23 protein-coding genes are annotated in these 24,078 nt (G+C 62.2%); 11 read left to right on the plus strand and 12 right to left on the minus strand.

The genetic code is table 11. The features are described 5' to 3' along the window. Positions 1-35 precede the first annotated feature (35 nt). The 6 genes from C4Q26_RS00075 (at position 36) to C4Q26_RS00100 (ending at position 4,777) form a co-directional block, all read left to right on the plus strand. The gene (locus tag C4Q26_RS00075; RefSeq protein ID WP_104882530.1) at positions 36-869 is read left to right on the plus strand and encodes an alpha/beta fold hydrolase; all 834 of its coding nucleotides are present in this window, start codon (positions 36-38) and stop codon (positions 867-869) included. Next, complete coding sequence (locus C4Q26_RS00080) at positions 866-2,347, plus strand: aldehyde dehydrogenase (protein WP_104882531.1); 1,482 nt, start codon at positions 866-868, stop codon at positions 2,345-2,347. Before C4Q26_RS00075 ends, C4Q26_RS00080 begins: the two co-directional genes overlap by 4 nt. A 13-nt stretch (positions 2,348-2,360) precedes the next feature. Further along, positions 2,361-2,846 (plus strand): flavin reductase family protein, encoded by a 486-nt coding sequence (locus C4Q26_RS00085; RefSeq protein ID WP_104881861.1) that lies wholly within the window; start codon positions 2,361-2,363, stop codon positions 2,844-2,846. 135 nt (positions 2,847-2,981) lie between these two features. Beyond that, positions 2,982-3,371 (plus strand): carboxymuconolactone decarboxylase family protein, encoded by a 390-nt coding sequence (locus C4Q26_RS00090; protein ID WP_023380262.1) that lies wholly within the window; start codon positions 2,982-2,984, stop codon positions 3,369-3,371. A gap of 87 nt (positions 3,372-3,458) precedes the next feature. After that, positions 3,459-4,211, plus strand: a complete 753-nt coding sequence (locus C4Q26_RS00095) for a GntR family transcriptional regulator (RefSeq protein ID WP_023380261.1) — start codon at positions 3,459-3,461, stop codon at positions 4,209-4,211. 2 nt (positions 4,212-4,213) lie between these two features. Then, positions 4,214-4,777 carry an NUDIX hydrolase gene (locus C4Q26_RS00100; protein ID WP_027907195.1) on the plus strand — a complete coding sequence of 188 codons (564 nt, stop codon included), beginning with the start codon at positions 4,214-4,216 and terminating at the stop codon, positions 4,775-4,777. A gap of 16 nt (positions 4,778-4,793) precedes the next feature. Here the strand turns inward: C4Q26_RS00100 and C4Q26_RS00105 are convergent, their stop codons facing one another. Continuing rightward, positions 4,794-5,411, minus strand: coding sequence for a LysE family translocator (locus tag C4Q26_RS00105; RefSeq protein ID WP_023380259.1), 618 nt, complete (start codon positions 5,409-5,411; stop codon positions 4,794-4,796). Positions 5,412-5,522: 111 nt separating this feature from the next. On the opposite strand from C4Q26_RS00105, the gene C4Q26_RS00110 reads away from it, so the two are divergent. After that, on the plus strand, positions 5,523-5,975 hold the full coding sequence (locus tag C4Q26_RS00110; protein WP_023380258.1) for an Lrp/AsnC family transcriptional regulator: 453 nt from the start codon (positions 5,523-5,525) through the stop codon (positions 5,973-5,975). 63 nt (positions 5,976-6,038) lie between these two features. On the opposite strand, the gene C4Q26_RS00115 is transcribed toward C4Q26_RS00110, so the two are convergent. The 4 genes from C4Q26_RS00115 to glnT form a co-directional block, all read right to left on the minus strand. After that, positions 6,039-7,364, minus strand: coding sequence for an FMN-binding glutamate synthase family protein (locus C4Q26_RS00115; protein WP_027907194.1), 1,326 nt, complete (start codon positions 7,362-7,364; stop codon positions 6,039-6,041). Positions 7,365-7,379: 15 nt separating this feature from the next. Beyond that, the gene (locus tag C4Q26_RS00120) at positions 7,380-8,054 is read right to left on the minus strand and encodes a glutamate synthase subunit alpha (protein ID WP_023380256.1); all 675 of its coding nucleotides are present in this window, start codon (positions 8,052-8,054) and stop codon (positions 7,380-7,382) included. Between the two features lie 28 nt (positions 8,055-8,082). Continuing rightward, positions 8,083-8,988: a glutamine amidotransferase family protein gene (locus tag C4Q26_RS00125; RefSeq protein ID WP_023380255.1), complete on the minus strand. Its 906-nt coding sequence runs from the start codon at positions 8,986-8,988 to the stop codon at positions 8,083-8,085. 66 nt (positions 8,989-9,054) lie between these two features. After that, a complete protein-coding gene (glnT, locus tag C4Q26_RS00130) occupies positions 9,055-10,389 on the minus strand; it encodes a type III glutamate--ammonia ligase (protein ID WP_023380254.1) in 1,335 nt (444 codons plus the stop codon). Positions 10,390-10,732: 343 nt separating this feature from the next. On the opposite strand from glnT, the gene C4Q26_RS00140 reads away from it, so the two are divergent. Then, positions 10,733-11,326 (plus strand): cupin domain-containing protein, encoded by a 594-nt coding sequence (locus C4Q26_RS00140; protein ID WP_023380252.1) that lies wholly within the window; start codon positions 10,733-10,735, stop codon positions 11,324-11,326. Between the two features lie 223 nt (positions 11,327-11,549). Here C4Q26_RS00140 and C4Q26_RS00145 read toward each other — a convergent pair whose 3' ends face one another. Then, complete coding sequence (locus C4Q26_RS00145) at positions 11,550-12,419, minus strand: RHS repeat-associated core domain-containing protein (RefSeq protein ID WP_104882532.1); 870 nt, start codon at positions 12,417-12,419, stop codon at positions 11,550-11,552. A gap of 167 nt (positions 12,420-12,586) precedes the next feature. Then, positions 12,587-13,474 (minus strand): LysR family transcriptional regulator, encoded by an 888-nt coding sequence (locus C4Q26_RS00150; protein WP_104882533.1) that lies wholly within the window; start codon positions 13,472-13,474, stop codon positions 12,587-12,589. A gap of 111 nt (positions 13,475-13,585) precedes the next feature. Here C4Q26_RS00150 and C4Q26_RS00155 point away from each other — a divergent pair, with 111 nt between their 5' ends. Both C4Q26_RS00155 and ppnN read left to right on the plus strand, forming a co-directional pair. Then, the gene (locus tag C4Q26_RS00155; RefSeq protein ID WP_027907192.1) at positions 13,586-14,647 is read left to right on the plus strand and encodes a YeiH family protein; all 1,062 of its coding nucleotides are present in this window, start codon (positions 13,586-13,588) and stop codon (positions 14,645-14,647) included. Positions 14,648-14,797: 150 nt separating this feature from the next. Beyond that, entirely contained in the window at positions 14,798-16,171 is a 1,374-nt protein-coding gene (ppnN, locus tag C4Q26_RS00160; RefSeq protein ID WP_023380248.1) for a nucleotide 5'-monophosphate nucleosidase PpnN, read from the plus strand. 32 nt (positions 16,172-16,203) lie between these two features. On the opposite strand, the gene C4Q26_RS00165 is transcribed toward ppnN, so the two are convergent. Both C4Q26_RS00165 and pssA read right to left on the minus strand, forming a co-directional pair. Next, positions 16,204-17,355 carry a GGDEF domain-containing protein gene (locus tag C4Q26_RS00165; protein WP_081669660.1) on the minus strand — a complete coding sequence of 384 codons (1,152 nt, stop codon included), beginning with the start codon at positions 17,353-17,355 and terminating at the stop codon, positions 16,204-16,206. Between the two features lie 125 nt (positions 17,356-17,480). Beyond that, positions 17,481-18,809: a CDP-diacylglycerol--serine O-phosphatidyltransferase gene (gene pssA, locus C4Q26_RS00170; protein WP_104882534.1), complete on the minus strand. Its 1,329-nt coding sequence runs from the start codon at positions 18,807-18,809 to the stop codon at positions 17,481-17,483. 159 nt (positions 18,810-18,968) lie between these two features. Between pssA and C4Q26_RS00175 the strand changes: the two genes are divergently transcribed. Further along, on the plus strand, positions 18,969-19,964 hold the full coding sequence (locus tag C4Q26_RS00175) for a GlxA family transcriptional regulator (protein ID WP_023380242.1): 996 nt from the start codon (positions 18,969-18,971) through the stop codon (positions 19,962-19,964). Between the two features lie 90 nt (positions 19,965-20,054). Here C4Q26_RS00175 and C4Q26_RS00180 read toward each other — a convergent pair whose 3' ends face one another. From C4Q26_RS00180 to C4Q26_RS00190, 3 genes are all read right to left on the minus strand, one after another. Further along, entirely contained in the window at positions 20,055-21,389 is a 1,335-nt protein-coding gene (locus C4Q26_RS00180; protein WP_104882535.1) for an MFS transporter, read from the minus strand. A 179-nt stretch (positions 21,390-21,568) separates the two neighbouring features. Next, entirely contained in the window at positions 21,569-22,780 is a 1,212-nt protein-coding gene (locus C4Q26_RS00185; RefSeq protein WP_023380238.1) for a M24 family metallopeptidase, read from the minus strand. A 162-nt stretch (positions 22,781-22,942) separates the two neighbouring features. Continuing rightward, entirely contained in the window at positions 22,943-23,743 is an 801-nt protein-coding gene (locus C4Q26_RS00190) for a polysaccharide pyruvyl transferase family protein (RefSeq protein ID WP_023380237.1), read from the minus strand. Between the last annotated feature and the right edge of the window lie 335 nt (positions 23,744-24,078).

Consider the following 24,078-nt stretch of genomic DNA (forward strand, 5'->3'; position numbering starts at 1 on the left):
CAAGCGCCACGCCCGACCTTCAAGGAGCGCCCTCCATGATTCAGCCTGTCGCTGAACGTACACCGGCCGGAACCAGCTACCTGGTCCAAGGCCAGGGCCAACCTGTGGTGTTGATCCACGGCGTGGGCCTGAACAAAGAAATGTGGGGCGGGCAGTTCGTGGGCCTGGCCAACGACTATCGGGTCATCGCCTATGACATGCTCGGCCATGGCCAGAGCGCCCTGCCACCGCCCGACGTGGGCCTGGAAGGCTACGCCGACCAACTGGCCGAACTGCTCGATCACCTGCAGATTGCCCAAGCCACCGTGATTGGCTTCTCGATGGGTGGCCTGGTGGCGCGCGCATTCGCCCTTCACCACCCGCAGCGCCTTGCCGCGCTGGTGGTGCTCAACAGCGTGTTCAACCGCACCCCCGAGCAGAGCGCCGGCGTCATCGCCCGTGCCGCCCAGGCTGCGCAACAAGGCCCGGACGCCAACGTCGATGCCGCGCTCGACCGCTGGTTCAGCCGCGAATACAAAGCCGCCAACCCCGCGCAGGTCGCCGCCATCCGCCAGGTGCTGGCGAGCAACGATCCGCAGGGCTATCACACCACTTATGCGCTGTTCGCCACCCAAGACATGTATCGCGCCGACGACCTGGGCAGCATCCAGGTGCCGACGCTGATCGCCACCGGTGAACTCGACGCAGGCTCCACTCCGGCCATGACTCGCCAGCTTGCCGCGCGCATTCCTGGTGCGCAAAGCGTGGTCCTCGCCGAGCAACGGCATATGATGCCGGTGGAAGCGCCGCGGGAAGTCAACAAGATGCTTCTGGACTTCCTGGCGCAAGCCCGCACCCTTACCGAATCCGCCAAGGGGATTGTTGCATGACCCTCGTTCGTTTCCAGATGTGCATCGACGGCCAATGGCTCGATGCCCAGAGCGGCAAGACCTTCGACAGCCTCGACCCGGCTACCGCCAAGGCCTGGGCGCAACTGCCCGACGCCGGTGAGGCCGATGTCGAACTGGCCGTGCAGGCCGCCCAGCGTGCCTTCGACAGCAGAGCCTGGCGCAGCCTCACCGCGACCGCCCGAGGCAAGCTGCTGCGTCGCCTCGGCGATCTGATCGCCCAGAACAAAGAGCACCTCGCCCAGCTCGAAAGCCGCGACAACGGCAAGCTGATCCGCGAAACCCGCGGCCAGGTCGGCTACCTGCCGGAGTTCTTCCACTACACCGCAGGCCTGGCCGACAAGCTCGAAGGCGGCACCCTGCCGCTGGACAAGCCTGACCTGTTCGCCTACACCGTGCACGAGCCGATCGGCGTGGTGGCCGGGATCATCCCGTGGAACAGCCCACTGTACCTGACCGCGATCAAGCTGGCGCCGGCTCTGGCCGCCGGCAACACCATCGTGCTCAAGCCGTCCGAGCACGCCTCAGCGACCATTCTGGAGCTGGCCCGCCTGGCCCTAGAAGCCGGCTTCCCGGCTGGCGTGGTCAACGTGGTGACCGGCTACGGCCCAAGCACTGGCGCAGCGCTTACCCGCCATCCACTGGTGCGCAAGATCGCCTTCACCGGCGGTGCTGCCACCGCCCGCCATGTGGTGCGCAGCAGCGCCGAGAACTTCGCCAAGCTGTCCCTGGAGCTGGGTGGCAAGTCGCCAAACATCATCTTCGCCGACGCTGACTTGGACAGCGCCATCAACGGCGCCATAGCCGGCATCTATGCCGCCTCGGGACAAAGCTGCGTGGCAGGTTCGCGCTTGCTGGTGCAGGATGAGATCTTCGATGAGTTCGTCGAGCGCCTGATCGCCCGCGCCAAGCGCATTCGTATCGGTAATCCGCAGGACGATGCCAGCGAGATGGGCCCGATGGCCACCGCCCAGCAACTGGCCGTGGTCGAAGGCCTGGTTGCGGCCGCCAAGGCCGAAGGCGCCAAATTGCACATGGGTGGCAAGCGTGCCGAGGTCGAGGGGGACGGCTGGTTCTACGAGCCGACCCTGTTCGAGTGCGACAGCAACTCGATGACCATCATGCAGGAAGAGGTATTCGGCCCGGTCGCGGCGGTGATCCGCTTCAAGACCGAGGAAGAGGCCTTGGCAATCGCCAACGACTCCCAGTTCGGCCTGGCAGCCGGGATCTGGACCCGTGACCTGGGCCGTGCCCATCGCCTGGCCCGTGACGTACGCTCCGGCATCATCTGGGTCAACACCTACCGTGCCGTGTCGGCCATGGCGCCGATCGGTGGCTTCAAGAACAGCGGCTACGGCCGTGAGAGCGGCATCGACTCGGTGCTGGCTTATACCGAGCTGAAGACGGTGTGGATCAATCTCTCCACCGCGCCGATGCCCGACCCGTTCGTGATGCGCTAAGAGGTAACACGAGATGATCGAACCTGGCATCTACAAAGACGTGATGGGCTCCTTCCCGTCCGGCGTGACGGTGGTCACCACCCTCGATGCCGACGGCGCCATCGTCGGCATCACCGCCAGCGCGTTCAGCGCGCTGTCGATCGACCCGGCACTGGTGCTGTTCTGTCCCAACTACGCCTCCGACACCTACCCGATCCTGCGTGACAGCAAGCAGTTCGCCATTCACCTGCTGTCAGCCGACCAGACTGCTGAGGCTTACGCCTTCGCCGGTAAAGGCAAGGACAAGGCCAAAGGCATCGAATGGCACCTGAGCGAACTGGGCAACCCGTTGCTGAGCAAGGCCACGGCGATCATAGAGTGCGAACTGTGGCGTGAATACGACGGCGGCGACCACGCGATCATCGTTGGCGCGGTGAAGAACCTGGTGCTGCCAGCCGAGCCGGTGACGCCGATGGTCTACCACAAAGGCAAGCTAGGTGCCCTGCCACCTTTGGGTTAAGACCCCCAAGGAAGCGGTGTTGGCTTCTTCGCGGGTAAAGCCGCGCAGAAGCTCACACACATTCCCCTGTTTTCAGGGGCCGCGCCCACCCTCTCACCCTCGGTTGCGGCCCCCTTTTTCATTCGGAGCACGGCAATGAGCAACGAAAAGTACGACAAGGGCCTGCAGATCCGTACCCAGGTGCTGGGCGAGGAGTACGTCAACCGTTCGATCCAGAATGCCGACGACTTCACCAAGCCCTTGCAGGAGCTGGTCACCGAGTACTGCTGGGGCCACGTCTGGGGCCGCGAAGGCTTGTCGCTCAAAGAGCGCAGCATGATAAACTTGGCCATGATTTCCGCGCTCAACCGGCCCCACGAGCTCAAGCTGCACATTCGCGGCGCATTGCGCAATGGCCTGAGCCGTGAACAGATTCGCGAGATCCTGCTCCAGGTCGGCATTTATTGCGGCGTACCCGCGGCGGTGGACAGTTTCCGCCTGGCCCGCGAAGCGTTCGCCGAAGCCGATGCGGAGTCAACCCGTTAACAACGGGCTGTTCGAACCACTGCAAGGAGTGCCAGGTTCAAGGCACTCCGCGATGTTGGCGCAACAGCCTCATAAAGAGCGCACCTGATGAAACGCCAGCCACTCGACGACAGCTTCAAGGTCAACCGCAACCCCGTTACTCTGCGTGAAATCGTGCTCGACAAGCTGCGCGGCGCGATCATGAATTTCCACCTTCTACCAGGCGACCGCCTGGTAGAGCGCGACCTCTGCGACCGCCTTGGCGTGAGCCGCACCTCGGTGCGCGAAGCCCTGCGTCACCTGGAATCCGAAGGCCTGGTGGAATTCGCCGACGCCAAGGGCCCACGCGTTGCCATCATCACCCTGGAAGATGCCCGCGACATCTACGAGCTGCGCTGTGTACTCGAAGGCCTGATCGTGCAGCTGTTCACGCTCAACGCCAAGGCCAAGGACATCCGCGCCCTTGAGCGCGCCCTCGAGGTCAACCGCGAAGCCCTCGAAGAAGGCGAACTGCAGCAAGTGCTCGAGTCGGTACAAGGCTTCTACGACGTCCTGCTCGAAGGCTCCGGCAACCAGGTGGCGGCGCAACAGCTACGCCAGCTTCAGGCCCGCATCAGCTACCTGCGCGCCACTTCGGTGTCGCAAGAGAACCGCCGCGGCGCCAGCAACCGTGAGATGGAGAAGATTGTCGAGGCGATCAAGAGTGGCGACCCAGTGGTTGCCCACCAAGCTTCGGTCGACCACGTTCGCGCCGCCGCCAAGGTAGCGCTGGAATACCTGCGCCAGAAGCAGGACGACAACACCAAGGTGCGCGATATCGTCGAGCCCCTGGCCCTCAAGGAACCTCGCATAGGCCGCTGACCATGCCCACCGCCCCGCGCTACTGCCCGCACTGCACCACGGAACTGGCCCGGGGCGTTCCCACTGGCGACACCCACGAGCGCCTGCACTGCCCTGGCTGTGGCTACGTCCACTACATCAACCCGAAGATCATCGCCGGCTGCATCATCGAGCGCGAGGGCAAGTACCTGCTGTGCCAGCGTGCCATCCCTCCCCGTCCAGGCACCTGGACCTTGCCGGCCGGTTTCATGGAGGCCGGTGAAACCACCGAACAGGCGGCCCTGCGCGAAGTCTGGGAAGAAAGCGGCGTGCGCGCCGATATCGTCTCGCCTTATTCGATCTTCAGCGTGCCGAAGATCAGCGAGGTGTACATCATCTTCCGCGCCATCGCCACCGAAGAGACCGGCCAGTTCGGGCCCGAGACAATGGCTTACCAGTTCTTCGAGCCTGACGAGATTCCCTGGGACGACATCTACTACCCGGCGATCCGACAGATTCTCGAGCGTTACATCCTTGAACGGCAGGCGGGGGTGTATGGGATCTACATGGGTAATGACGATACCGGCAAAGTGCATTTCATGCGCTGAGCCGACAAAGGCGTGATCAACTGCCCAACTGCCCGGCAATCAACCCCACTGCGACCAGGATCATCACCCCCCCTGACACCCGCCCGACCATCCTGGCCGCGCCCGGACGGCTGCTCAGCACCGCCTTGGCGCCGTACCCCACCAGCGAATAGACCACCAGCGAACTGCACAGGTGCACCAGGCCCAGCAGCAGAATCTGCAACGGTACCGGCCAGCTCGATTGCGGGTCGGTGAACTGCGGCAGCAAGGCCAGGAACAACAGGAACACCTTGGGGTTCAGGCCGCTCACGCAAAAGCCCTTCAGTGCCCAGCGCTTGCCAGAGTCAGCAATACTGCTTTGCCCCGATTGCGGCACCGGTGGGCTGAGCAACAGATTGCCGCCCAGCCACAGCAAGTAGATGCAGCCGGCCAGCGTCAGCAACATCAAGGCCACGGGGTGCCCCGCCAGCACGGTACCAACACCCGCCGCCACCACCAGTGTGGCCATGAAATGCCCCGACAGCATTCCTGCTACCGCCGGCATCACCCAGCGCCCACGCATGCCCGCCGAGATGGCATATGCCCAGTCGGCTCCGGGGGTAATCACGAACAGCAACGACACGGCCCAGAACGCCATCAGCACACTCATAGCCACTTTAAACTTCCTTTGCACGCGGTAGGGGATGGACACAGCGTACGGGTTCCGCCAGGGGATTTTCTTTCGTATATTCCCCGCGGAACGTTATTTGGTGGAAGATTCTTCCCAATGGACAGAACAGACAGAAAGATACTTGCCGAACTGCAAAAAGACGGTCGGCTGTCGGTCACAGAGCTCGCCGACCGCGTCGGCCTGAGCCTGTCGCCATGCCACAGGCGGCTGAAGGCGCTGGAGGAGAACGGCGCGATTCTTGGCTATCACGCACGCTTGGCGCCCTCGGCCTTGGGGCTCAATTTCGCGGCATTGGTGTTCGTCACCTTGCGCGAAGTCACCCGCCAGCCCGTGGCCGATTTCGAAGGCGCACTGGGTGAAATTCCGCAGATCGTCGAGGCCCAGCGGTTGTTTGGCGACCCAGATTACTTGTTGCATGTGGTGGCCAAGGACCTGCCGGCGTTTCAGAAGCTGTACGACGAGCAATTGACCAGCATTCCCAATGTGAAACGGTTGAGTTCGACATTGGTGATGAAAGAGGTGATCCAGGATCGGCTGTTGCCGATGTAGGCGTTGCATCGGTCTCATCGCCGGCAAGCCGGCGATGAGACCAGAGCAGTCAGTGCAACAACATCAGTACTGCGCCTGCCCCGGTACCCAGGCAGTACCCGCCAGCGGCACCCGCGCCATGGCCGCTGCTTCCACCGTCAGCGCCACCAGGTCCTCAGGGTCAAGGTTGTGCAGGTGCGACTTGCCGCAGGCGCGGGCCATGGTCTGGGCTTCGAGCACCAGGACCCGCAGGTAGTTGGCCAGGCGACGACCGGCCTCCTCCGGGTTCAGGCGCTTGGCCAGCTCCGGGTCCTGCGTGGTGATACCCGCTGGGTCTCGGCCGTTCTGCCAGTCGTCGTAGAAGCCGGCAGCCGAGCCGATTTTTTTCAGTTCGGCATCCAGCCGTGGATGGTTGTCGCCCAGGGCGATCAGCGCGGCAGTCCCGATGGCCACGGCATCGGCGCCCAAGGCCATGGCTTTGGCCACGTCAGCACCATTGCGGATGCCTCCGGAGACAATCAGTTGAACCTGGCGGTGCATGCCCATTTCCTGCAGCGCCTGCACCGCTTGCGGGATGGCTGGCAGGATCGGGATACCCACGTGCTCAATGAACACTTCCTGGGTCGCTGCGGTACCGCCCTGCATGCCGTCGAGCACGATCACGTCCGCACCGGCCTTCACCGCCAGCTTCACGTCATAGTACGGTCGGCTGGCACCGATCTTGACGTAGATGGGCTTTTCCCAATCGGTGATCTCGCGCAGCTCGGCAATCTTGATCGCCAGGTCATCCGGTCCGGTCCAATCCGGGTGGCGGCAGGCGCTGCGCTGATCGACCCCGATCGGCAAGGTGCGCATACCGGCCACCCGCTCGGTCACTTTCATGCCCAGCAACATACCGCCGCCGCCAGGCTTGGCGCCCTGGCCAAGGACGATCTCGATGGCGTCGGCCTTGCGCAGGTCATCCGGGTTCATGCCATAGCGCGAAGGCAGGTACTGGTAGACAAGATGCTGCGACTGGCCGCGCTCTTCCGTGGTCATGCCGCCGTCACCGGTGGTGGTACTGGTACCGGCGATGGTGGCCCCACGGCCCAGAGCCTCCTTGGCGTTGGCTGACAACGCGCCGAAGCTCATGCCGGCGATGGTCACCGGGATTTTCAGGTGTATCGGCTTCTTGGCAAAACGGGTGCCCAGGACTACGTCCGTGCCGCATTTTTCGCGGTAGCCTTCCAACGGGTACCGCGACACGCTGGCGCCCAGCAGCAACAGATCGTCGAAATGCGGCACACGGCGCTTGGTGCCACCGCCACGAATGTCATAGATGCCGGTTTCGGCGGCGCGCTGGATTTCCTGGATGGTCAGGCGGTCGAAGGTGGCCGACTCACGCAGTACCGGGGTGGGTTGCTCGCTCATGATGGTGCTCCTGATTCAGTACGCGCTGGCGTTGTCGACTTTGAAGTTGTACAGCTGGCGAGCCGAGCCGTAGCGTTTGAAATCGGCGGCCTTGTGGTCGAGGCCGGCCTTGTTCAGCAGCTCTTGCAGCTCTTGCAGGTGTTCGGCGCGCATTTCCTTTTCGATGCAGTCAGAACCCAGCGACTGCACCGTGCCTTTGACGTAGATACGCACCTCATACAGTGAATCGCCCAGTGCATCGCCCGCATCGCCGCACACCACCAGGCGCCCGGCCTGGCCCATGAAGCAGCTCATATGGCCAATGCTGCCGCCGACGACGATGTCCACGCCCTTCATGGAAATGCCGCAACGCGCTCCGGCATCGCCCTCGATCACCAGCAAGCCGCCATGGGCAGTCGCGCCGGCTGCTTGCGAGGCGCTGCCCTTGACGCGCACGGAGCCGGACATCATGTTCTCGGCAACGCCCACGCCGACATTGCCGTGCACGGTAACGCTAGCCCTCTGGTTCATTCCGGCGCAGTAGTAGCCGGCATGGCCGTCGATGTCCACGGAAACGGCCTGGTTGATGCCTACAGCCAGGTTGTGCTTGCCGTCCGGGTGGCTGACCCGCCATTCACGGTCTTGCACCTCGCCGTGCAAGGCCTGGTTGAGCTCGCGCACCGAGGCGCTGGAAAGGTCGATGGTCTTCATGCAAGTGCTCCAGTGTTCGGTGAAAGGGTCAGGCGCTTTCGCGCTCCCAGACGTAGAGGGTGGCGGGTGCTGGTTCCCAGACCCTGGCCTTGTCGATGCCTGGCAGACTGGCCAGGGCCTGGTACTCCGAGGCCATGGCCACGTAGTCATCGGTCTCGGCCAGCACCGCCGGCTTGCAGGCGATCGGGTCGCGAATCACGGCAAAGCCGTTGCGGGTGCCGATGGCGAAAGTGAAGAAGCCATCCAGGTCCTCCAGCGCACCATCCAGGGCCTGGGCCAGGGTGTCGCCCTGGCGAAGGCGCCAGGTCAGGTAGCCGGCAGCCACCTCGGTGTCGTTGTCGGTCTCGAAGCTGATGCCTTCGCGCTTGAGCTCCTGGCGCAGACGGAAGTGGTTGGACAGCGAGCCGTTGTGCACCAGGCACAGGTCGGCGCCGGTGGAAAACGGGTGGCTGCCCTCCATGGTCACCGCGCTTTCGGTGGCCATGCGGGTATGACCAATGATGTGGCTGCCCTTCATGGTGGCCAGGCCGAAACGGCTGGAAATCTCCGCCGGTAGGCCCATGCCCTTGAGAATCTCGATGCTCCGCCCAGCGCTCATGATGCGCACGTTCGGCGCCAGCTCGACCAGTGCCTGGCGCACGGCGGCCTCGCTGCTGTGTACCTTCAACACGGCGGCACTGGCGTTCTGGAACCAGTCCAGCGAGCAGCCAAGACGCCCTTCCAGCTCGCCCATCAGGGCGGTCCAGGGGTAGTCGATGTCGCTGGCCTGCAAGGTCAACTTAACCCAACCCTCGGCCACTTCGTCGCCATAGATGGCAAAGCCGGCACTGTCGGGGCCGCGATCGGTCATGGCTTGCAGCATGGGTTCGAACAGCTTGCCGAGTTGGGCCTCCAGCTCGGGCTTTTTCAGGTACAGACCTACGATTCCACACATGGTGATACTCCTTACAAGGCAGTGGGCGACCGCGCTCGCTGTAGCCGCCCAGGGGATTGGGGGCGGTCAGAAGAACTCGGTGTAACGCTGGATTTCCCAGTCGGAGACATGGCGGCTGTATTCCACCCACTCCATGCGCTTGAGCTTGATGAACTCGTCGACGATCTCGGCACCCAACACCTCGCGGAACAGCGGGTCGGCCTCCAGGGCGTCGGCGGCTTCCTTGAGCGACTGCGGCAGGGTCTTGATGCCGCGGTCGGCGATCTCTTCGAGGCTGAGGTTGTAGAGGTTCTCGTTGCACATCTCGCCCGGCTCCAACTGCCGGTCGATACCATCCAGGCCGGCGGCGATGATCGCGGCGGTGACCAGATAAGGGTTGCAGCCCGCGTCCGGCAGGCGAAACTCCAGGCGCCCGTAAGGAATGCGCACCATGGCCGAGCGATTGTTGGCGCCGTAGGCGACGAAAGCCGGAGCCCAGGTGGCGCCAGACAGCGAACGGCCCACCACCAGGCGCTTGTACGAGTTGACCGTTGGCGCGGCGAAGGCACACAGGGCCGGCCCATGGGCCAATAGGCCGGCGGCGAAGTGGTAGGCCAGCTTGGACAGTCCCATGCCGCTGCTGTCGGAGGGATCGTGGAACAGGTTCTTGTTGGTGCTGCTGGCCAGCGACAGGTGAAAGTGCATGCCATTGCCCGCACGCTTGGGGTCAGGTTTGGGCATGAACGAGCAGATCATCCCCAGGTCGTTGGCGATCTCGCCGGCGGCCATGCGGAAGAACGTGAAACGGTCGGCCGACTCCATGGCATCGGAATAGGTGTAGTTGATCTCGAACTGGCCGTTGGCATCCTCGTGGTCTATCTGGTAGATGTCGAAGCCGACCGGCTGCAGGGCCTCGGTCAGGCGCTCGAGGAACAGCCGCGAACGCGACAAGCCTTTGTAGTCGTAGCAAGGTTTGTCGAGGTTGTCCGAGGCATCCACCAACTGCAGCTTGCCGCTTTCGTCCCGACGAAACAGGCTGAACTCCGGTTCAAGGCCAGTGTTCAGGGTCCAGCCTTTGTCGGCCAGGCGCTGTACCTGTTGTTGCAGCACGTAGCGGCTGTCGTAAGGCCAGGGTTGGCCATTGACGTGACCGACGCACACCACGCGACCATAGCCGGGCTGCCAAGGCACCGGGATCAGTGTGGACAGATCACCACGGGCCATGAAGTCCGGACCATGGGGTTCCATGCCCATACCGCAGATGGCGAACCCGGCGAAGCCGGCGCCCTCCTCGGCCACCATCTTCAGGCCCGATACCGGCACCGATTTGGTTTTCGCCGAGCCATGGATATCGACGAATTGGGCCAACACGTACTTGATGCCGTGTTGATCGAGGGTGCGCTGGGTTTCTGCTGGCAACATGGGTTGAACACTCCTGGGTAAGGGGGCAAGGCATGGTGGACCTGCATGTAATTCCGCACGGGAAATTTACTTTCCTATCAGGAATGCAACAGCCTTGCCAACTTTTTGCCAGGAGTGCCCCTGTCGCCAGCAAGCCGGCGCTTGGGGTAATGCTTTACCCGTGCAGGCGCCGGCTTGTCGACGATGAAGCCAGTCCGGCCATGGGGCAGTTTTTCTTTTATATATGTGGGAAACTAGTTTTCACCCGAGGAAAGAGGCGTCTGCTGCAGCCTCACCCTGCGCTTTCCCAGTGCGAAATCTTTATTCCTGAACTGAAACAGTGCAACGCGTGAAAGGAAACGTGATGTTGACCGAGACCGAACCCCGCCTCCGCCTTGAGCAGTACCTGGGCCTGCAGATCAAGCGCCAGCGCCAGGCCCAGTCCCTCAAGCTCGCCGATGTGGCGCGCATCGCCGGCATCAGCCAAGGCATGCTGAGCAAGATCGAGAACGCCCAAGTGTCCACCAGCCTCGACACGCTCAGTCGCCTGTGCGACGTGCTGGGTATGCCGATGGCAAAGCTGTTCAGCCAATATGACCAGCCCGACGGCAATGCCTTGCTGGTGAAGGCCGGCGAAGGATTGGAGGTGGTTCGCCGCGGGACCGAAAAAGGCCACACCTACCATCTGCTCAATCACGCCAGGGGGCCGAAAAAAAACTTCGAGGCGTACATGGTGACCATGGACGACGCCAGTGAAGAATTCCCGACCTTCGCTCACCCCGGCACCGAGTTCCTCCACTTGCTGGAGGGCGAGCTGGTGTATCGCCACGGCAACCAGCTCTATCACATGCAGGCCGGTGACAGCCTGACCTTCGACGGCGAGACCCCGCACGGCCCCGAGCAGCTGGTGCAAGTACCCATCCGCCTGTTGTCGATCATGAATTACGCAGACGAGTGACACGGCGCAGCCAGGCCACAACCGATGTCGCGATCGGATAAACACCTGGGCGATGCGCTTACCTTGCGCAACCCGCCGGTGCTGGGCCTGAGCGGTGCCCTCTGGCTATCCCCCGGGTAACCTTCTTCATCGCCATGGTCGAGCGCGGCGGCCAGTGTATCGGTGCGGTGCAAGGTTCGCCGCTGAGTGTCCCGGCAGGTGTCAGGCGCACTCGCTTTCCAGGTTAACGCCGCCTGGGGGGTGGCGTGGGGGCGTCTGGTGGTGAATAGCTTTGCAGCATCTTGTCAAATTGGTCAATTTCCCGTCGAAGACGCACATCCCAAATTGCTTTGGCGACTTCAGGCCATGCAGACTCTGCAAGTTGCGCTCTAGGGTGCTGAACAGCAGGAAGAGAAAACCCTCCAAAATCTGCTTTACTGACTTCACGAGATTTATAATTCCTGAGCCCACGTGCGGGCTGAAACGCTCCAACACCCAATACGTAGGTATCCTTTTTTACCTCATAGTTACCAGCCGGCAGATGAAAAATAGGTGACCCATACACAAAATTCACTGAAAAATCATCAGCAGCAAAGTTGTACGTTAAATCAAACCTACTGTAACCGTAGTGCGGAACCTCGTGTTTATATATCCGTGCAACTACTGTTTCCCTTTCCATGGGCCATCCAGTCATTCCCTTAGCCTGTTGCCTGAAGTTCGCGAGCTGTGGATACAAGCTTGGTCGAAGATTCGCGCTTTTCAGAACGCTGATATCCAAGCGCTTTTGAGGATTCGCTTGCCTTCCGACGCCGCTCCTGCTGAGCCCTGAAGGGTCGACGTAATTCACTGGATCGCCAGCGCAGTAGGCATAGGCATTTACACCGCCGCTACCAAACGGGCTCAAGACGTCGGGGCTGACAAAACGACCCAGTGAGGGATCGTACATCCGCCGCCCCATACCCAGCAGATAACAGCCACTGAGTGTGTCCTGCCATTGGCCCGCAAAACCAACACGCGATGAACATTGGGAACTGACGGACACACCATAGGGCGTGTAGGCCAGGTCATGGCACTGACGGTTGTGGCAGCTGGCACTGCGAAAACAACGATCCATCGTGAATCACCCCGCGCCTGACGGAAGGGCCACTTTAAAGAGAAAGCCATGGCCTGAACACTGGCAGTTTTAACAGGCCACTTGGCTGACGCGTCAATTCCCCCCGACGCTATACCGCCCCGGCAATAAACTTCGATCACAAAGCCGGTAATTGGCGGCCAACACAGTCAACCCGACGCTTGCAGGCCAATACATAATTCCAGAAACCGCGCCGCCGCCCGCGACGGGGAGGCGGCATGCGGGACCAGAATGGAAAACCGCCGCACCAACGCCTGCGGCACAACCTGCAACCGGTGCAACGCGCCATCCTCGTGACGGATCGACATCGCCGACACGAAACCGATCCCCATCCCGGCCCGCACCGCCTCCTTCACCCCTTCCACCCCGGCAATCTCCAGCGCCACACGCATCGCCACGCCGCTGCGGGCAAATGCCCGCTCGACGATCTGTCGCACACCCGAGCCGCTCTCGCGCAGCACCAGTGGGTAGGCCCCTAGCGCCGCCAGCGTTTGCTGGTCACTGCCAGCCAGCGGATGCCCACGCGGCACGATGGCGACGATCTCGTCTTCCCGCCACGCCGTCACCACCGTGCCCAATGGCAGCTCCTGTCCCGGCGGCCCTTCGATCAGGGCGATGTCGACGCTGTCGAGCGCGGCGACGATCTCCGCCGTGTTGCCGTTGGAAGTGCTCACCAGCACCTCCGGGTAGCGAGCATGGAAATCGGCAATTAGGTACGGCAGCAGGTAGCTGGCAGGCGTGGTGCTGGCGCCGATGCGCAAGGTACCGCGCTCCAGCCCACGCATGGCCTCGCGCAATGCCTGGGCCTGACGAAACGTTTCGCGCAGGCGCTCAGCATGGGCCAGCAACTGCTCCCCGGCAGCTGTCAGCCGCACACCCCGGCCGGCGCGCTGATAGAGAGGTTCGCCAAAGGCCTCCTGCAGCAACTTGAGCTGGCCAGACACCGCCGGCTGCGACAGGTGCAGCGCCTGGGCCGCATGGCTGATGTTGCCGTGTTCCGCAACCGTGGCGAACGTTATCAGTTGTTCTGGGGTCATGAGAATAAAATATCAGCTAAACGGATATTTTCCATTCTAAATTACGATTTTTTATAAGCTTATAACCAGATTAACGTAGGTCATGTCGAAACACCTTTCCGGAGGACTCACATGGCCACGGTTCCGTCCCACCCTGCCTTTGCTCCTACCCTCGCCACCCGAGGGCGGCTCAATGGCGTTCTGTTCGTCGCGCTATTCGCGCTTGCGGTCACCCAGTTGGCCGGCCTGCCTGCCATCGCCAATCTTGGCATCAGCCCGCTGATCGTCGGCATCGTCGCAGGTGCCCTGTATGGCAACGCGCTGCGCCATGGCGTGCCTGACAGTTGGGCGGCAGGTATCAACTTTTCTGCTCGCCAGCTGCTGCGAATTGCCGTGGCATTCTTTGGTCTACGGGTCAGTCTGCAGGAAATCGCCGAGGTCGGTTGGTCGGGGTTGACGGTGTCGCTGCTGATTGTCGTCAGCACCCTGCTGATCGGCCTCTGGTGCGGCATGAAACTGCTCAAGCTGGACCGCGATACCGCGCTGCTTACTGCCGCGGGCAGCGCGATCTGCGGCGCCGCCGCCGTACTGGCGTTCGAATCCGCCCTGCGCAGCGCCCCGCACAAAAGCGCCATGGCCGTCGGCAGCGTGGTGTTGTTCGGCACCCTGTCGATGTTTCTCTACCCGTTGGCGATCAATGCTGGCTGGATCCCGCTCGACACCCTCGGTGCCGGCCTGTTCCTCGGCGGCACCGTCCATGAAGTTGCCCAGGTGGTGGGCGCCGCCAGCAACATCAGCTCAGAGGCCACGCACATCGCTACCATCGTCAAGATGACCCGGGTCATGCTGCTGGTCCCCGTGTTGCTGGTAGTGGGTGTGTGGATCAGCCGCTCGCGCAAGGCCGGCCAGGTGCACGGCAACGGGCGCATCGCCATGCCTTGGTTCGCCTTCGGTTTCCTCGCGCTGGTGCTGGTGAATTCGCTGCAGGTCCTGCCAAGCGGGCTGATCCAGACGGTCAACAGCCTCGACACCTTCGCCCTGACCATGGCCATGACCGCTCTGGGCATGGAAACCCGCTTGAGCCAGATTCGCCAGGCCGGCCCCCGGGCGTTGGCCACCGGCGCGATCCTCAACCTGTGGCTGGTCGGGGGTGGCCTGGCCATTACCCTGGGGGTGCAAAAGCTGTTCGGATGAGCGGTTGACGTGGCATGGCCCTCTTCGCGGGTAAACCCGCGAAGAGGGCCATGCCACGTCAAGATTTTATTGACCCCTCTCGTTGCCAGGTGAAATTGTCGGTATGGTGGTGTCAAAGAAGGATGTTTTACCTGCACAGGAAAGACTTAGATGCCCCAACGCAATGTCATCAATGCATCCGTCAGCCCCAAAGGCAGCCTGGAAACGCTGTCGCAACGTGAAGTCCAACAACTGAGTGAAGTCGGTACCGGTAGCCTCTACACCCTATTCCGCCAGTGCGCCCTGGCCATCCTCAACACCGGCGCCCATGTCGACAATGCCAAGACCATACTTGAGGCCTACCAAGACTTCGAGGTCCGTATTCACCAGCAAGACCGCGGCGTACGCCTGGAGCTGCTCAATGCCCCGGCCGATGCCTTCGTCGATGGCGAAATGATCGCCAGCACCCGTGAAATGCTGTTCTGCGCCCTGCGCGATATCGTCTACACCGAAAGCGAGCTGGCCAGCCAGCGCATCGATCTGGAAAGCTCCCAAGGCATCACCGACTACGTCTTCCACCTGCTGCGCAACGCACGCACCCTGCGTCCGGGCGTCGAGCCCAAAATGGTCGTGTGCTGGGGCGGTCACTCGATCAGCAGCGAGGAGTACCAGTACACCAAGAAGGTCGGCCACGAGCTGGGCCTGCGCAAGCTGGACGTCTGCACCGGCTGCGGGCCGGGTGTGATGAAGGGCCCGATGAAAGGTGCCACCATTGCCCACGCCAAGCAGCGCATGCACGGCAGCCGTTACCTGGGCCTGACCGAGCCGGGCATCATCGCCGCCGAGGCGCCCAACCCGATCGTCAACGAATTGGTGATCCTGCCGGACATCGAGAAGCGCCTGGAAGCCTTCGTCCGTGTCGGCCACGGCATCATCATCTTCCCCGGCGGTGCCGGTACTGCAGAAGAGTTCCTGTACCTGCTGGGCATCCTCATGCACCCGGACAACAAGGACCTGCCGTTCCCGGTCATTCTCACCGGCCCACGCAGTGCCGAACCCTACCTGCAGCAGTTGCACCAGTTCGTCGGCTCGACCCTCGGCGAAGCCGCTCACCGCCTGTACAAGATCATCATCGACGACCCGGCCGAGGTGGCCCGGCACATGGTCGAGGGCCTCAAGGAGGTCAAGCAGTTCCGCCGCGAGCGAAACGACGCATTCCACTTCAACTGGTTGCTGAAGATCGAGGAGAGCTTCCAGCGTCCATTCGACCCTACTCACCAGAACATGGCGGATCTGGACCTGCGCCGGGAGCTGCCGCCCCATGAGCTGGCGGCCAACCTACGCCGGGCGTTTTCCGGGATCGTAGCCGGCAACGTCAAGGACAAGGGCATTCGCCTGATCGAGGAACACGGGCCGTACCAGATTCGCGGCGACCGCGCCGTGATGGACCCATTGGGTCGTCTGTTGCAGGCGTTCGTCGACCAGCACCGAATGAAACTGCCCGGCGGCGCGGCCTACGTGCCATGCTACCAGGTAGTGGCCTGACCCACGGCCGATGGCGACCAGCCGAGCAGGCGCTACACCGTGCGGTCAACCAACCGAATGCTGTTACGCCCACCCCGCTTGGACTGATACAACGCCACATCACCTTGTTCGATCAGCGCGGCCAGACTGACTGGCGGCTGGTCGAACAGGTTGGCACCGATGCTCAGGGTCACCGCCTCAGGTGTTGGCAGGTTCTGCGCCGCCGCCTCCCGAAACTGCTCCCGCAATCGACCACCCAACGCCTCCACGCGCTCACGACTGGCATCGCTGAGCAGAATGACGAACTCATCGCCCCCCAGCCGGGCGGCCAGCGAACGCTCTGGTAGCAGCGCACGAATCATTTCGCTCAGGGTAACCAGCAGGCGATCACCAGCTGCATGACCATGCAGGTCGTTGACCAGCTTGAAATTGTCGATATCGATCAGCAGCAAGGCCCCCGGTCGCGCCGGGCTGACATCCTTGAACAGGTGGGTTGCACGCACTTCCAGTGCACGGCGGTTGTACAGGGCCGTCAGTGGGTCGCGCGCGGCCAGTCGGGCAATACGTTCTTCGCGCCTGTAGCGCACGGTGCCCGTCATCGACAAGGCGATCAGCATGATCGCCATTGCCCCCTCGACCAGGGAAATCTGGATGATCAGCCCGCCGAAGGTGGCCAGGTCGATCAAGGTGCCCGGCATGATCGCGATGACCGCCTTGGCGACGTAGAACAGCCCATGGATGAGCAACACATAGCGCAGTTGCACCGCACCCACGCTCAATGATTTGCCATGCGGGCGCAGCAGGAAGCTGGCCCAGAGCGTCAACAGCGACACCAGCAGCGAGTTGACCATCAGCATGACCTTTGACCACTGCGGCCCCACGGGGAGCAGCAGCAAGGCGAACCACGCCAGCACGATCAGCAGCCATGCTTTGGACCACCGCGCCTGGGTGAAATGCATTACCCCGGCCAGGAAGAACGCGTGGGCGACCACCAGCAAGCCGTTGGCGAACCAGATCCCGATCAGCAGCAGGCCGACTCCCCGCAGCAAGGCCAAGGTGGAACCGACGGTGATCGTGGCGAACCCGGCACTCCAGAACAGCAAAGAAGGTTCGCGAACGCTACGCCACTCGATTGCCAGGTACAAGGCAGCCGCGGCGGCCAGGGCGATCGAAATGGTCAGCATCGTAGGAGGGTCAAGCGCCATGATACGGATTGGCCTATCTGGTTAACGTGAAAGCCGCTGATTGTATGCGCTTGTCATGGCTTTTCAGAGGGGGCACATTCATTTGAATATGCCGCCTTCAGGTTAACCTGGACGCTGGCCCGTCCTCACAACACGCGCTTGATCAAAGGCTCCAATCGACTGTAGCGCAGCCTGCGCAAAAACCTGCGCACTTCCTTGGGATGTTCGGCCTGGATACCCAGTTCTTCTGCCGAGGCAATCTTCGGTGCATGGTGGCGCAACGACTCAAGCTCGGATGCCCGAGGTACCAGCCAGTGCCCTTGCGGGTCGTCGATCAGCAAACCGTTTTCCAGGTCCAGGTTGAACCCGCGCGGGTTGAGATTGTTGCCGGTCAGCAGTGAATAACGCTGGTCGATCCACAGCCCTTTGGCATGGAAGGTATGCCCTGGATCGTTCCACACCCGCACCACCAGCTGACCACTGGCGATGGCGCCATCGCGACGGCGGGCGAAGGTCCGAAGATTGTCTTCATACAGGTAGGGCAAGGCACCGCTGGCACTGAACGGCTCACCGGGCGTGATATAGAAGTCGTTGGCCGTTCGGTGACCGACGATCAGCTCGATGCGCACGCCGCGTTCCAAGGCATGGTCGATCTCGCGCATCAGTACCCGTGGCGGGTTGAAGTACGGCGTGCTGATGATGATCTGTGATCGGGCGGTGGCCAACAGCGTGCAAAGTGTTCGGTTGAGCAGGTTGCCACGCCCAACGCCGAGCAGCGGAATCACCCGCACACCCTCCCCCTGCTGCGCTGCTGGCACTTCATAGGCCATGCGCCGCAAGCGAGCCCGCAGGCGCCGGATATCGGCGCGCAGGCCACGGTTCACTGGCGGAGCCGGCAGGTCCAGGCGCGGCGTGGCGGTATGATGCAGCAGGCGTCGAACCAGATCGACCACGGCATCGGCCAACGCCGGCGAGTTAAACAGATGGTAGCGGTCCAGGCGATAGCGGTCGAATCGATGCAGATAGACGTTATTCAAGCTGGCGCCGGTATAGATCACGCAATCGTCGATGACGCTGCCTTTCAGGTGCAACACGCCGAACAGCTCGCGGGTTTGCACCGGGACGCCGTGAATCACCACATCCAACCCGCGCAACTGGCGCTGGGCCTGGTACCACGCGGCATTGCCCGGCTGGCGCCCTGCCCCCAGGAGGCCGCGCCGGGCCCGGAACCAGTCGACCACGATGACGATCTCAAGCCCCGGCCGCGCGGCTTTGGCCTGGTACAGCGCGTCGAGTACCTCCTGGCCGGCCTCGTCCTCCTGCAGGTACAACGCGACGATGACGATGCGCCGGGTGGCCGCCTTGATGCGCTCCAGCAGGCAGGCCCGATAGGCTGCGGCATCGGGCAGTACCTGGATCGACTCGGCGGGCATGAAGACACCTGGCAGCGCAGCCAGCATGGAATCGGGTTTCACCAACGTTCACCTTTTCTGTGCAATCAGGTCCATTCCTGGTCGCTGTACGCGGGGTGTAAGATCGACCCGGCAACGACCCATAACTACAAGAAACACATGAGGCTTCAATTTTTCACTGCCCCTGACGAATTACGCCTCAGCTTGCACAGGAAGATCGCAATGGTCCACCCCGCTTCAACGATTGGTACGCCGTCCACGACCAGAACGTTCGGATTCCTGGTCTTGCCGAACTTCACCACCATCGGCCTGGCCTCGGCGGTGGAGACCTTGCGCATGGCCAACTTGGCAGCCCGCCGCACCTTGTTCCGCACCGTCCTGATCGCAGCCAGCGATGCCCCGGTCATGGCCAGCAATGGCATGCGCGTCTTGCCTGACCATAGCATCGCCAACAGCCCGGCGCTGGATGCCCTGTTCGTGGTGGGCGCCAACCCCATCGATCGAGGGCGCGAGAGCAATCGACCACTCATCGACTGGCTGCGTCAACTGGCGCGACAACGGCTGCCGCTGGGCGGTATCTGTACCGGCAGCTACCTGCTCGCGCGGGCCGACCTGCTCAAAGGCTACCGCTGCACCATCCACTGGGAAGACCTACAGACCCTGCAGGAGCAGTTTCCCGGCATCGTCATCTCCAGCCAGCTGTTCGAGCTCGACCGCGACCGCTATACCTGCTCCGGCGGTGTGGCCGCCATGGACATGATGCTGCAGCTGGTGGCCCGTGAAGCCGGTGGGCAGGACATCGCCGCCAAGGCCGCCGAGCTGCTGCTGTGCGACCGGGTACGCGGTGAGCGGGAACGTCAGCGGGTGCCCTTGCGCACTCTGCTGGGCAGCGCACAGCCCAAGCTCAGCCAGGTGGTGGCGATCATGGAGGCGAATCTTGAGGAGCCGCTGGGCCTGGAGGAACTGGCCAGCCTCAACGAGGTGACCGTCCGCCAGCTTGAGCGTTTGTTCCACAAGTACCTGCAGCGCACGCCTAGCCAGTACTACCTGGAATTGCGCCTGTCGCGGGCGCGGGAGTTGCTGCTGCGCAGCAATGTGCAGGTGCGGGAAGTGGCGTTGGCCTGCGGGTTCAGCTCGCCGGCGCATTTTTCCAAGAGCTATAGCCGGTTCTTTGGCTTGTCGCCGTTGGGCGAACGGCGACAGGCTTCGTTGCACTGACAGCCTGATCGCCGGCAAGCCGGCGCCTGGCGGGTTCGGCTTGCGCTGCGTAGTAACCGGCTCGCCGCCCATCAGGCGCGTATCGACGGCTCAGTCCTTCAAGGCCGCATGCGCCGTTTCCCGGCACATCAGCATCGCCACCAACGCCACCAGCGCTGCAGCCAGCAGATACCCCGCTGGGGCCAGCTTGTTGCCCGTCAGTTGAATCAACCAGGTGGCGATGAACGGAGCCGTGCCGCCGAACAGCGCATTGGCCACGTTGAAACACAAGGCAAAGCCACTGAAGCGAACCCGGGTGGGGAAGATTTCCGCCAGCAGACACGGCAGCGTTCCATCATTCATCGCCAGCATCGCTCCGAACAGAATCTGGATCGCCAGGATCACCAGCAGCGGCTGGCCCTCGAGCAACTTGAACAGCGGAATGGTGAGCCCCAGGAACAACAGCGAAGCCACTACCAGCATGGTCTTGCGGCCAAAGTGGTCGGACAGCCGTCCCATCAGGAAAATCAGGCCGATGTAGGTCGCCAGCGACACGGTCGAGGCGATGAACGAATCCCGCTCGCTCATGCCCATCTCGGTGGACAGGTAGGTTGGCATGTAGCTCAGCAGCAGGTAGAAGGCCACGGCATTCAGGCAGGTCACGCCGATGCCAATGGCCAGGCTACGACGGTGCCGGGACAGCAATTCGCGAATCGGTGCCGGGGTCATGCAGGCCTTGCTCTCCAGACGCTGTTCCATTTCCAGGAACTTGGGCGTGTCCTGCAGGCTCATGCGGATGTAGCGGCCGACCAGGCCAAAGGGGGCGGCCAGCAGGAACGGCAGGCGCCATCCCCAACTGTGCAGGTCTTCGGTACTGAGCACTTCGTGCAGCACCGCCACGAAGGTCGCACCGAACAACAGCCCCGCCGCGGTACTGGCCGGCACGATACTGGTGTAGAGCCCGCGCCGCCCGGGTGGCGCGTATTCAGCCAGAAACGCCGAAGCCCCGGCATACTCGCCTGAGGCGGAGAAGCCCTGGACCAGGCGAATGAGCAACAGCAGGGATGGCGCCCACAGGCCGATTTGCCCATAGCCCGGCAGCAGGCCGATGCAGAATGTCGAGATCGACATGATCAGGATCGACAGTGACAGCGCATTGCGTCGCCCATGGCGGTCACCAAAATGTCCCCACACCACGCCGCCCAGAGGGCGGACCAGAAAGGACAGGGCAAATACCGCGAAGGTTGCCAACAGGCCGGTAGTCTTGTCGGTCTGGGGGAAAAAGGTCGCAGCGATGATGGTGGCCAGGTAACCGTAGGCGGCGTAGTCGAACCACTCGACGAAGTTGCCCATGAAGCTGGCGCGGGCGGCCTTGCGCAAGGCCTGGCGCTCGGCGCTCTGGCTAGCGGCGTCGAGTGTGGATGCATTCAGGGTGGTGCTGGACATGACGGGTACCCTCTGATTCTTCTAATTGGAGGCAGGGTCTGATGGTCATTCAGTGATGTTCTTGTTGTATGCCTCGGCCGCCTCGCCGGCAAGCCAGCGTCCACGGGTACTGGCAGCTGTTGAGCACACTGCCTGACCGGTGGGCGCGGGTTCACCCGCGAAGCGACCGACATCGGTCCTTACTTGCGAACGATGTTGTGCTCTGGCCCATACGGGAACTTGGTGATGTTCTCGGCGCCATGCTCGTTGACGATGAGGATATCGTGCTCGCGATACCCGCCTGCCCCCGGTCGCCCTTCCGGCAGCATGATCATCGGCTCGATCGACACCACCATCCCCGGTTCCAGCACCGTGTCGATGTCCTCGCGCAGCTCCAGCCCGGCTTCGCGGCCATAGTAGTGGCTGAGGGTACCGAACGAGTGGCCGTAACCGAAGGTGCGGTACTGCAACAGGTCATGCCGCAGGAAGATCTCGTTCAACTCGCGGGCGATATCGCAGCAGCGCATGCCTGGGCGCACCAGCTTCAGTCCCGCCTCGTGCACTTCCACGTTGGCCTGCCAGAGGCGCAGGTATTCGTCCGGGCAGTGGTCCAGGAACAGCGTGCGCTCCAGCGCCGTGTAGTAGCCGGCGATCATCGGGAAGCAGTTGAGGCTGAGAATGTCGCCTTTGTTGACCCTGCGGCTGGTTACCGGATTGTGAGCACCGTCGGTGTTGAGCCCGGACTGGAACCAGGTCCAGGTGTCCATCAATTCGGCATCGGGGAAACTTCTGGCAATCTCGCGCACCATGGCCTGGGTGGCATGCAGCGCCACTTCGTACTCCGGTGCCTGGTCGCGCAATGCTTCGACGACCGCCGCACCACCGATGTCGGCCACCCGTGCGCCGTGGCGAATTAGCGCCTGTTCCTCGGCGGATTTGATCATGCGCATGCGCATGCAGGGAGCACCGATGTCCAGCAACTCGGCCTTGGGGTAGCAGGCGGCGAGCTTGGCGTGGTTCTGCAGGTTGAGGTGGTCGTACTCCACGCCGATGCGCGACGCCAGTGGCAGGGCCTGCTGGATGGCGACGTAGAAGTTGTCGCGCTGCCAGTCGGTGTAGACGATGTTGTCGGTGCCTACGGTGCGGCGCCAGGGTTGGCCGCCGTCGATATTGGCGCTGATCGACACCACCTTGTCCTGGGTGATCACCAGCGCATAAGGACGACCAAACGAGCAATACAGGAAGTCGCTGTAATAGTTGACGTTGTGGTAGGAGGTGAAGATCGCGGCTTCGATGTCGTGCTCGGCCATGTAGGCGCGCAGACGGGCGTGGCGAGCGGCGTATTCCTGGGCGCTGAAGGTGGGCTGCACCTTCTCGCCGTTACGAATCCTCAGGGTCTTGGGCATTTGCATGGTCGGTATTCCTTGTGGTTGTGAGCACGCTGTTCAGGCCGGCCGCCTGGGAAGCATTGCAACAGAACGCTCGGGAACGCTTTTGTATCTATCCGACCTGGAATTGGCGCTATGGCCGTCGACAAGCCGAAGCTCGAATGCCTCGGCTTGTCGAATCGGCGGTTACAACGCTGGGAACGCCTTGATGAGGTTTTGCTGGATATCGCCAAGTCCTGGGCGAAGATAATCGCCCATGCAGCTTTCGACAGACCAATTAGCGTCCTGCAAGATCTGGTCGGGCGTTATCGGTGCGGGGTCAACGATGCCGAAGGCTGAGTAGTAGTCCTGGAACTTGAACTCCCAGTTGGCATTTCTTTCCATGGCCATCCATTTATTGGGCACGCCGTAGGAATCTGCAACGATCAGCCCATGCAGACTGGTGGACAGCACGAACTCACAGGAGGCTATCTCGGACAACACCTGTTTTACTGGCGAATACACATCAATGACCTTCGAACCCGGCAGGTGCTGTAAGAGCGCCTTGATGACGGGAGCAGCACGGTGATTGATATGTGGAATGATGCCGATGCGGGTGTGCTTGTGCAGTGGCCTGTTGACCAGTGAAGACGAAAGCAGCCCAGGATCGCCCAGCACAGGCTGGCGTTTCAAACCCTGGATACGCGATGCGCATTTCTGCCCACGTACCGCGTGGTAGTAGTGCCGACTCGAGAACAGATCCTGCGCGTCTGCGGTGCCTGCCCCCCAGATGTGCAGCTTGCGTGGAAAGCCCCAGATCCTGGCTTTCTTCTCGCGCCCCAAGACACTGCCAATGGCAATGAGTTCGGCGGATTTTATCGGCGAATGTTCGACTTTCTTGCCGGATACGAACTCGACGATATCGGCAGAGAGGTAGTCTCCGAAGTTTTGACGGTTCGGGTCTTTACGCCCGCTACCGCGACACCAATACAGCTTGATACGACCCACACACACCACCTGGTTACAATCAGGGAACACACTTCCCCAAAGCCTTCCTTGACGCCGCGGCGATCTATAACCGCCCACGCCCCCAATAAACGCCAATGGAACGAACAGCTGTCAGACAGCCACCTATGCACGCGAAAAAAGGGCCGCATGATAGCGCACCCTTGCTGCGATTACTGCCTGCGTCTTATGGGGAAGCATGCACTAACAGCAAACTTCCGTCGGCAGATTGGAAGGGGGAATGACTGATGTTTCAGGAAACCCAGGGGTGAGTCGCCCTCCGGCAAAACATCGCAACCGGAGGGTAACTCGAGGCCTGTCGCATCAGGCCTTGGGGA

The organism is Pseudomonas sp. SWI44 (assembly GCF_002947915.1).
GTDB lineage: Bacteria > Pseudomonadota > Gammaproteobacteria > Pseudomonadales > Pseudomonadaceae > Aquipseudomonas > Aquipseudomonas taiwanensis.

What these genes read in the sequence shown, in the direction of transcription:
- C4Q26_RS00075 (WP_104882530.1), top strand. Translation starts at nt 36, where the DNA reads ATGATTCAGCCTGTCGCTGAACGTACACCGGCCGGAACCAGCTACCTG.
- C4Q26_RS00080 (WP_104882531.1), top strand. Translation starts at nt 866, where the DNA reads ATGACCCTCGTTCGTTTCCAGATGTGCATCGACGGCCAATGGCTCGAT.
- C4Q26_RS00085 (WP_104881861.1), top strand. Translation starts at nt 2,361, where the DNA reads ATGATCGAACCTGGCATCTACAAAGACGTGATGGGCTCCTTCCCGTCC.
- C4Q26_RS00090 (WP_023380262.1), top strand. Translation starts at nt 2,982, where the DNA reads ATGAGCAACGAAAAGTACGACAAGGGCCTGCAGATCCGTACCCAGGTG.
- C4Q26_RS00095 (WP_023380261.1), top strand. Translation starts at nt 3,459, where the DNA reads ATGAAACGCCAGCCACTCGACGACAGCTTCAAGGTCAACCGCAACCCC.
- C4Q26_RS00100 (WP_027907195.1), top strand. Translation starts at nt 4,214, where the DNA reads ATGCCCACCGCCCCGCGCTACTGCCCGCACTGCACCACGGAACTGGCC.
- C4Q26_RS00110 (WP_023380258.1), top strand. Translation starts at nt 5,523, where the DNA reads ATGGACAGAACAGACAGAAAGATACTTGCCGAACTGCAAAAAGACGGT.
- C4Q26_RS00115 (WP_027907194.1), bottom strand. Translation starts at nt 7,364, where the DNA reads ATGAGCGAGCAACCCACCCCGGTACTGCGTGAGTCGGCCACCTTCGAC.
- C4Q26_RS00120 (WP_023380256.1), bottom strand. Translation starts at nt 8,054, where the DNA reads ATGAAGACCATCGACCTTTCCAGCGCCTCGGTGCGCGAGCTCAACCAG.
- C4Q26_RS00125 (WP_023380255.1), bottom strand. Translation starts at nt 8,988, where the DNA reads ATGTGTGGAATCGTAGGTCTGTACCTGAAAAAGCCCGAGCTGGAGGCC.
- glnT (WP_023380254.1), bottom strand. Translation starts at nt 10,389, where the DNA reads ATGTTGCCAGCAGAAACCCAGCGCACCCTCGATCAACACGGCATCAAG.
- C4Q26_RS00140 (WP_023380252.1), top strand. Translation starts at nt 10,733, where the DNA reads ATGTTGACCGAGACCGAACCCCGCCTCCGCCTTGAGCAGTACCTGGGC.
- C4Q26_RS00145 (WP_104882532.1), bottom strand. Translation starts at nt 12,419, where the DNA reads ATGGATCGTTGTTTTCGCAGTGCCAGCTGCCACAACCGTCAGTGCCAT.
- C4Q26_RS00150 (WP_104882533.1), bottom strand. Translation starts at nt 13,474, where the DNA reads ATGACCCCAGAACAACTGATAACGTTCGCCACGGTTGCGGAACACGGC.
- C4Q26_RS00155 (WP_027907192.1), top strand. Translation starts at nt 13,586, where the DNA reads ATGGCCACGGTTCCGTCCCACCCTGCCTTTGCTCCTACCCTCGCCACC.
- ppnN (WP_023380248.1), top strand. Translation starts at nt 14,798, where the DNA reads ATGCCCCAACGCAATGTCATCAATGCATCCGTCAGCCCCAAAGGCAGC.
- C4Q26_RS00165 (WP_081669660.1), bottom strand. Translation starts at nt 17,355, where the DNA reads ATGGCGCTTGACCCTCCTACGATGCTGACCATTTCGATCGCCCTGGCC.
- C4Q26_RS00175 (WP_023380242.1), top strand. Translation starts at nt 18,969, where the DNA reads ATGGTCCACCCCGCTTCAACGATTGGTACGCCGTCCACGACCAGAACG.
- C4Q26_RS00180 (WP_104882535.1), bottom strand. Translation starts at nt 21,389, where the DNA reads ATGTCCAGCACCACCCTGAATGCATCCACACTCGACGCCGCTAGCCAG.
- C4Q26_RS00185 (WP_023380238.1), bottom strand. Translation starts at nt 22,780, where the DNA reads ATGCAAATGCCCAAGACCCTGAGGATTCGTAACGGCGAGAAGGTGCAG.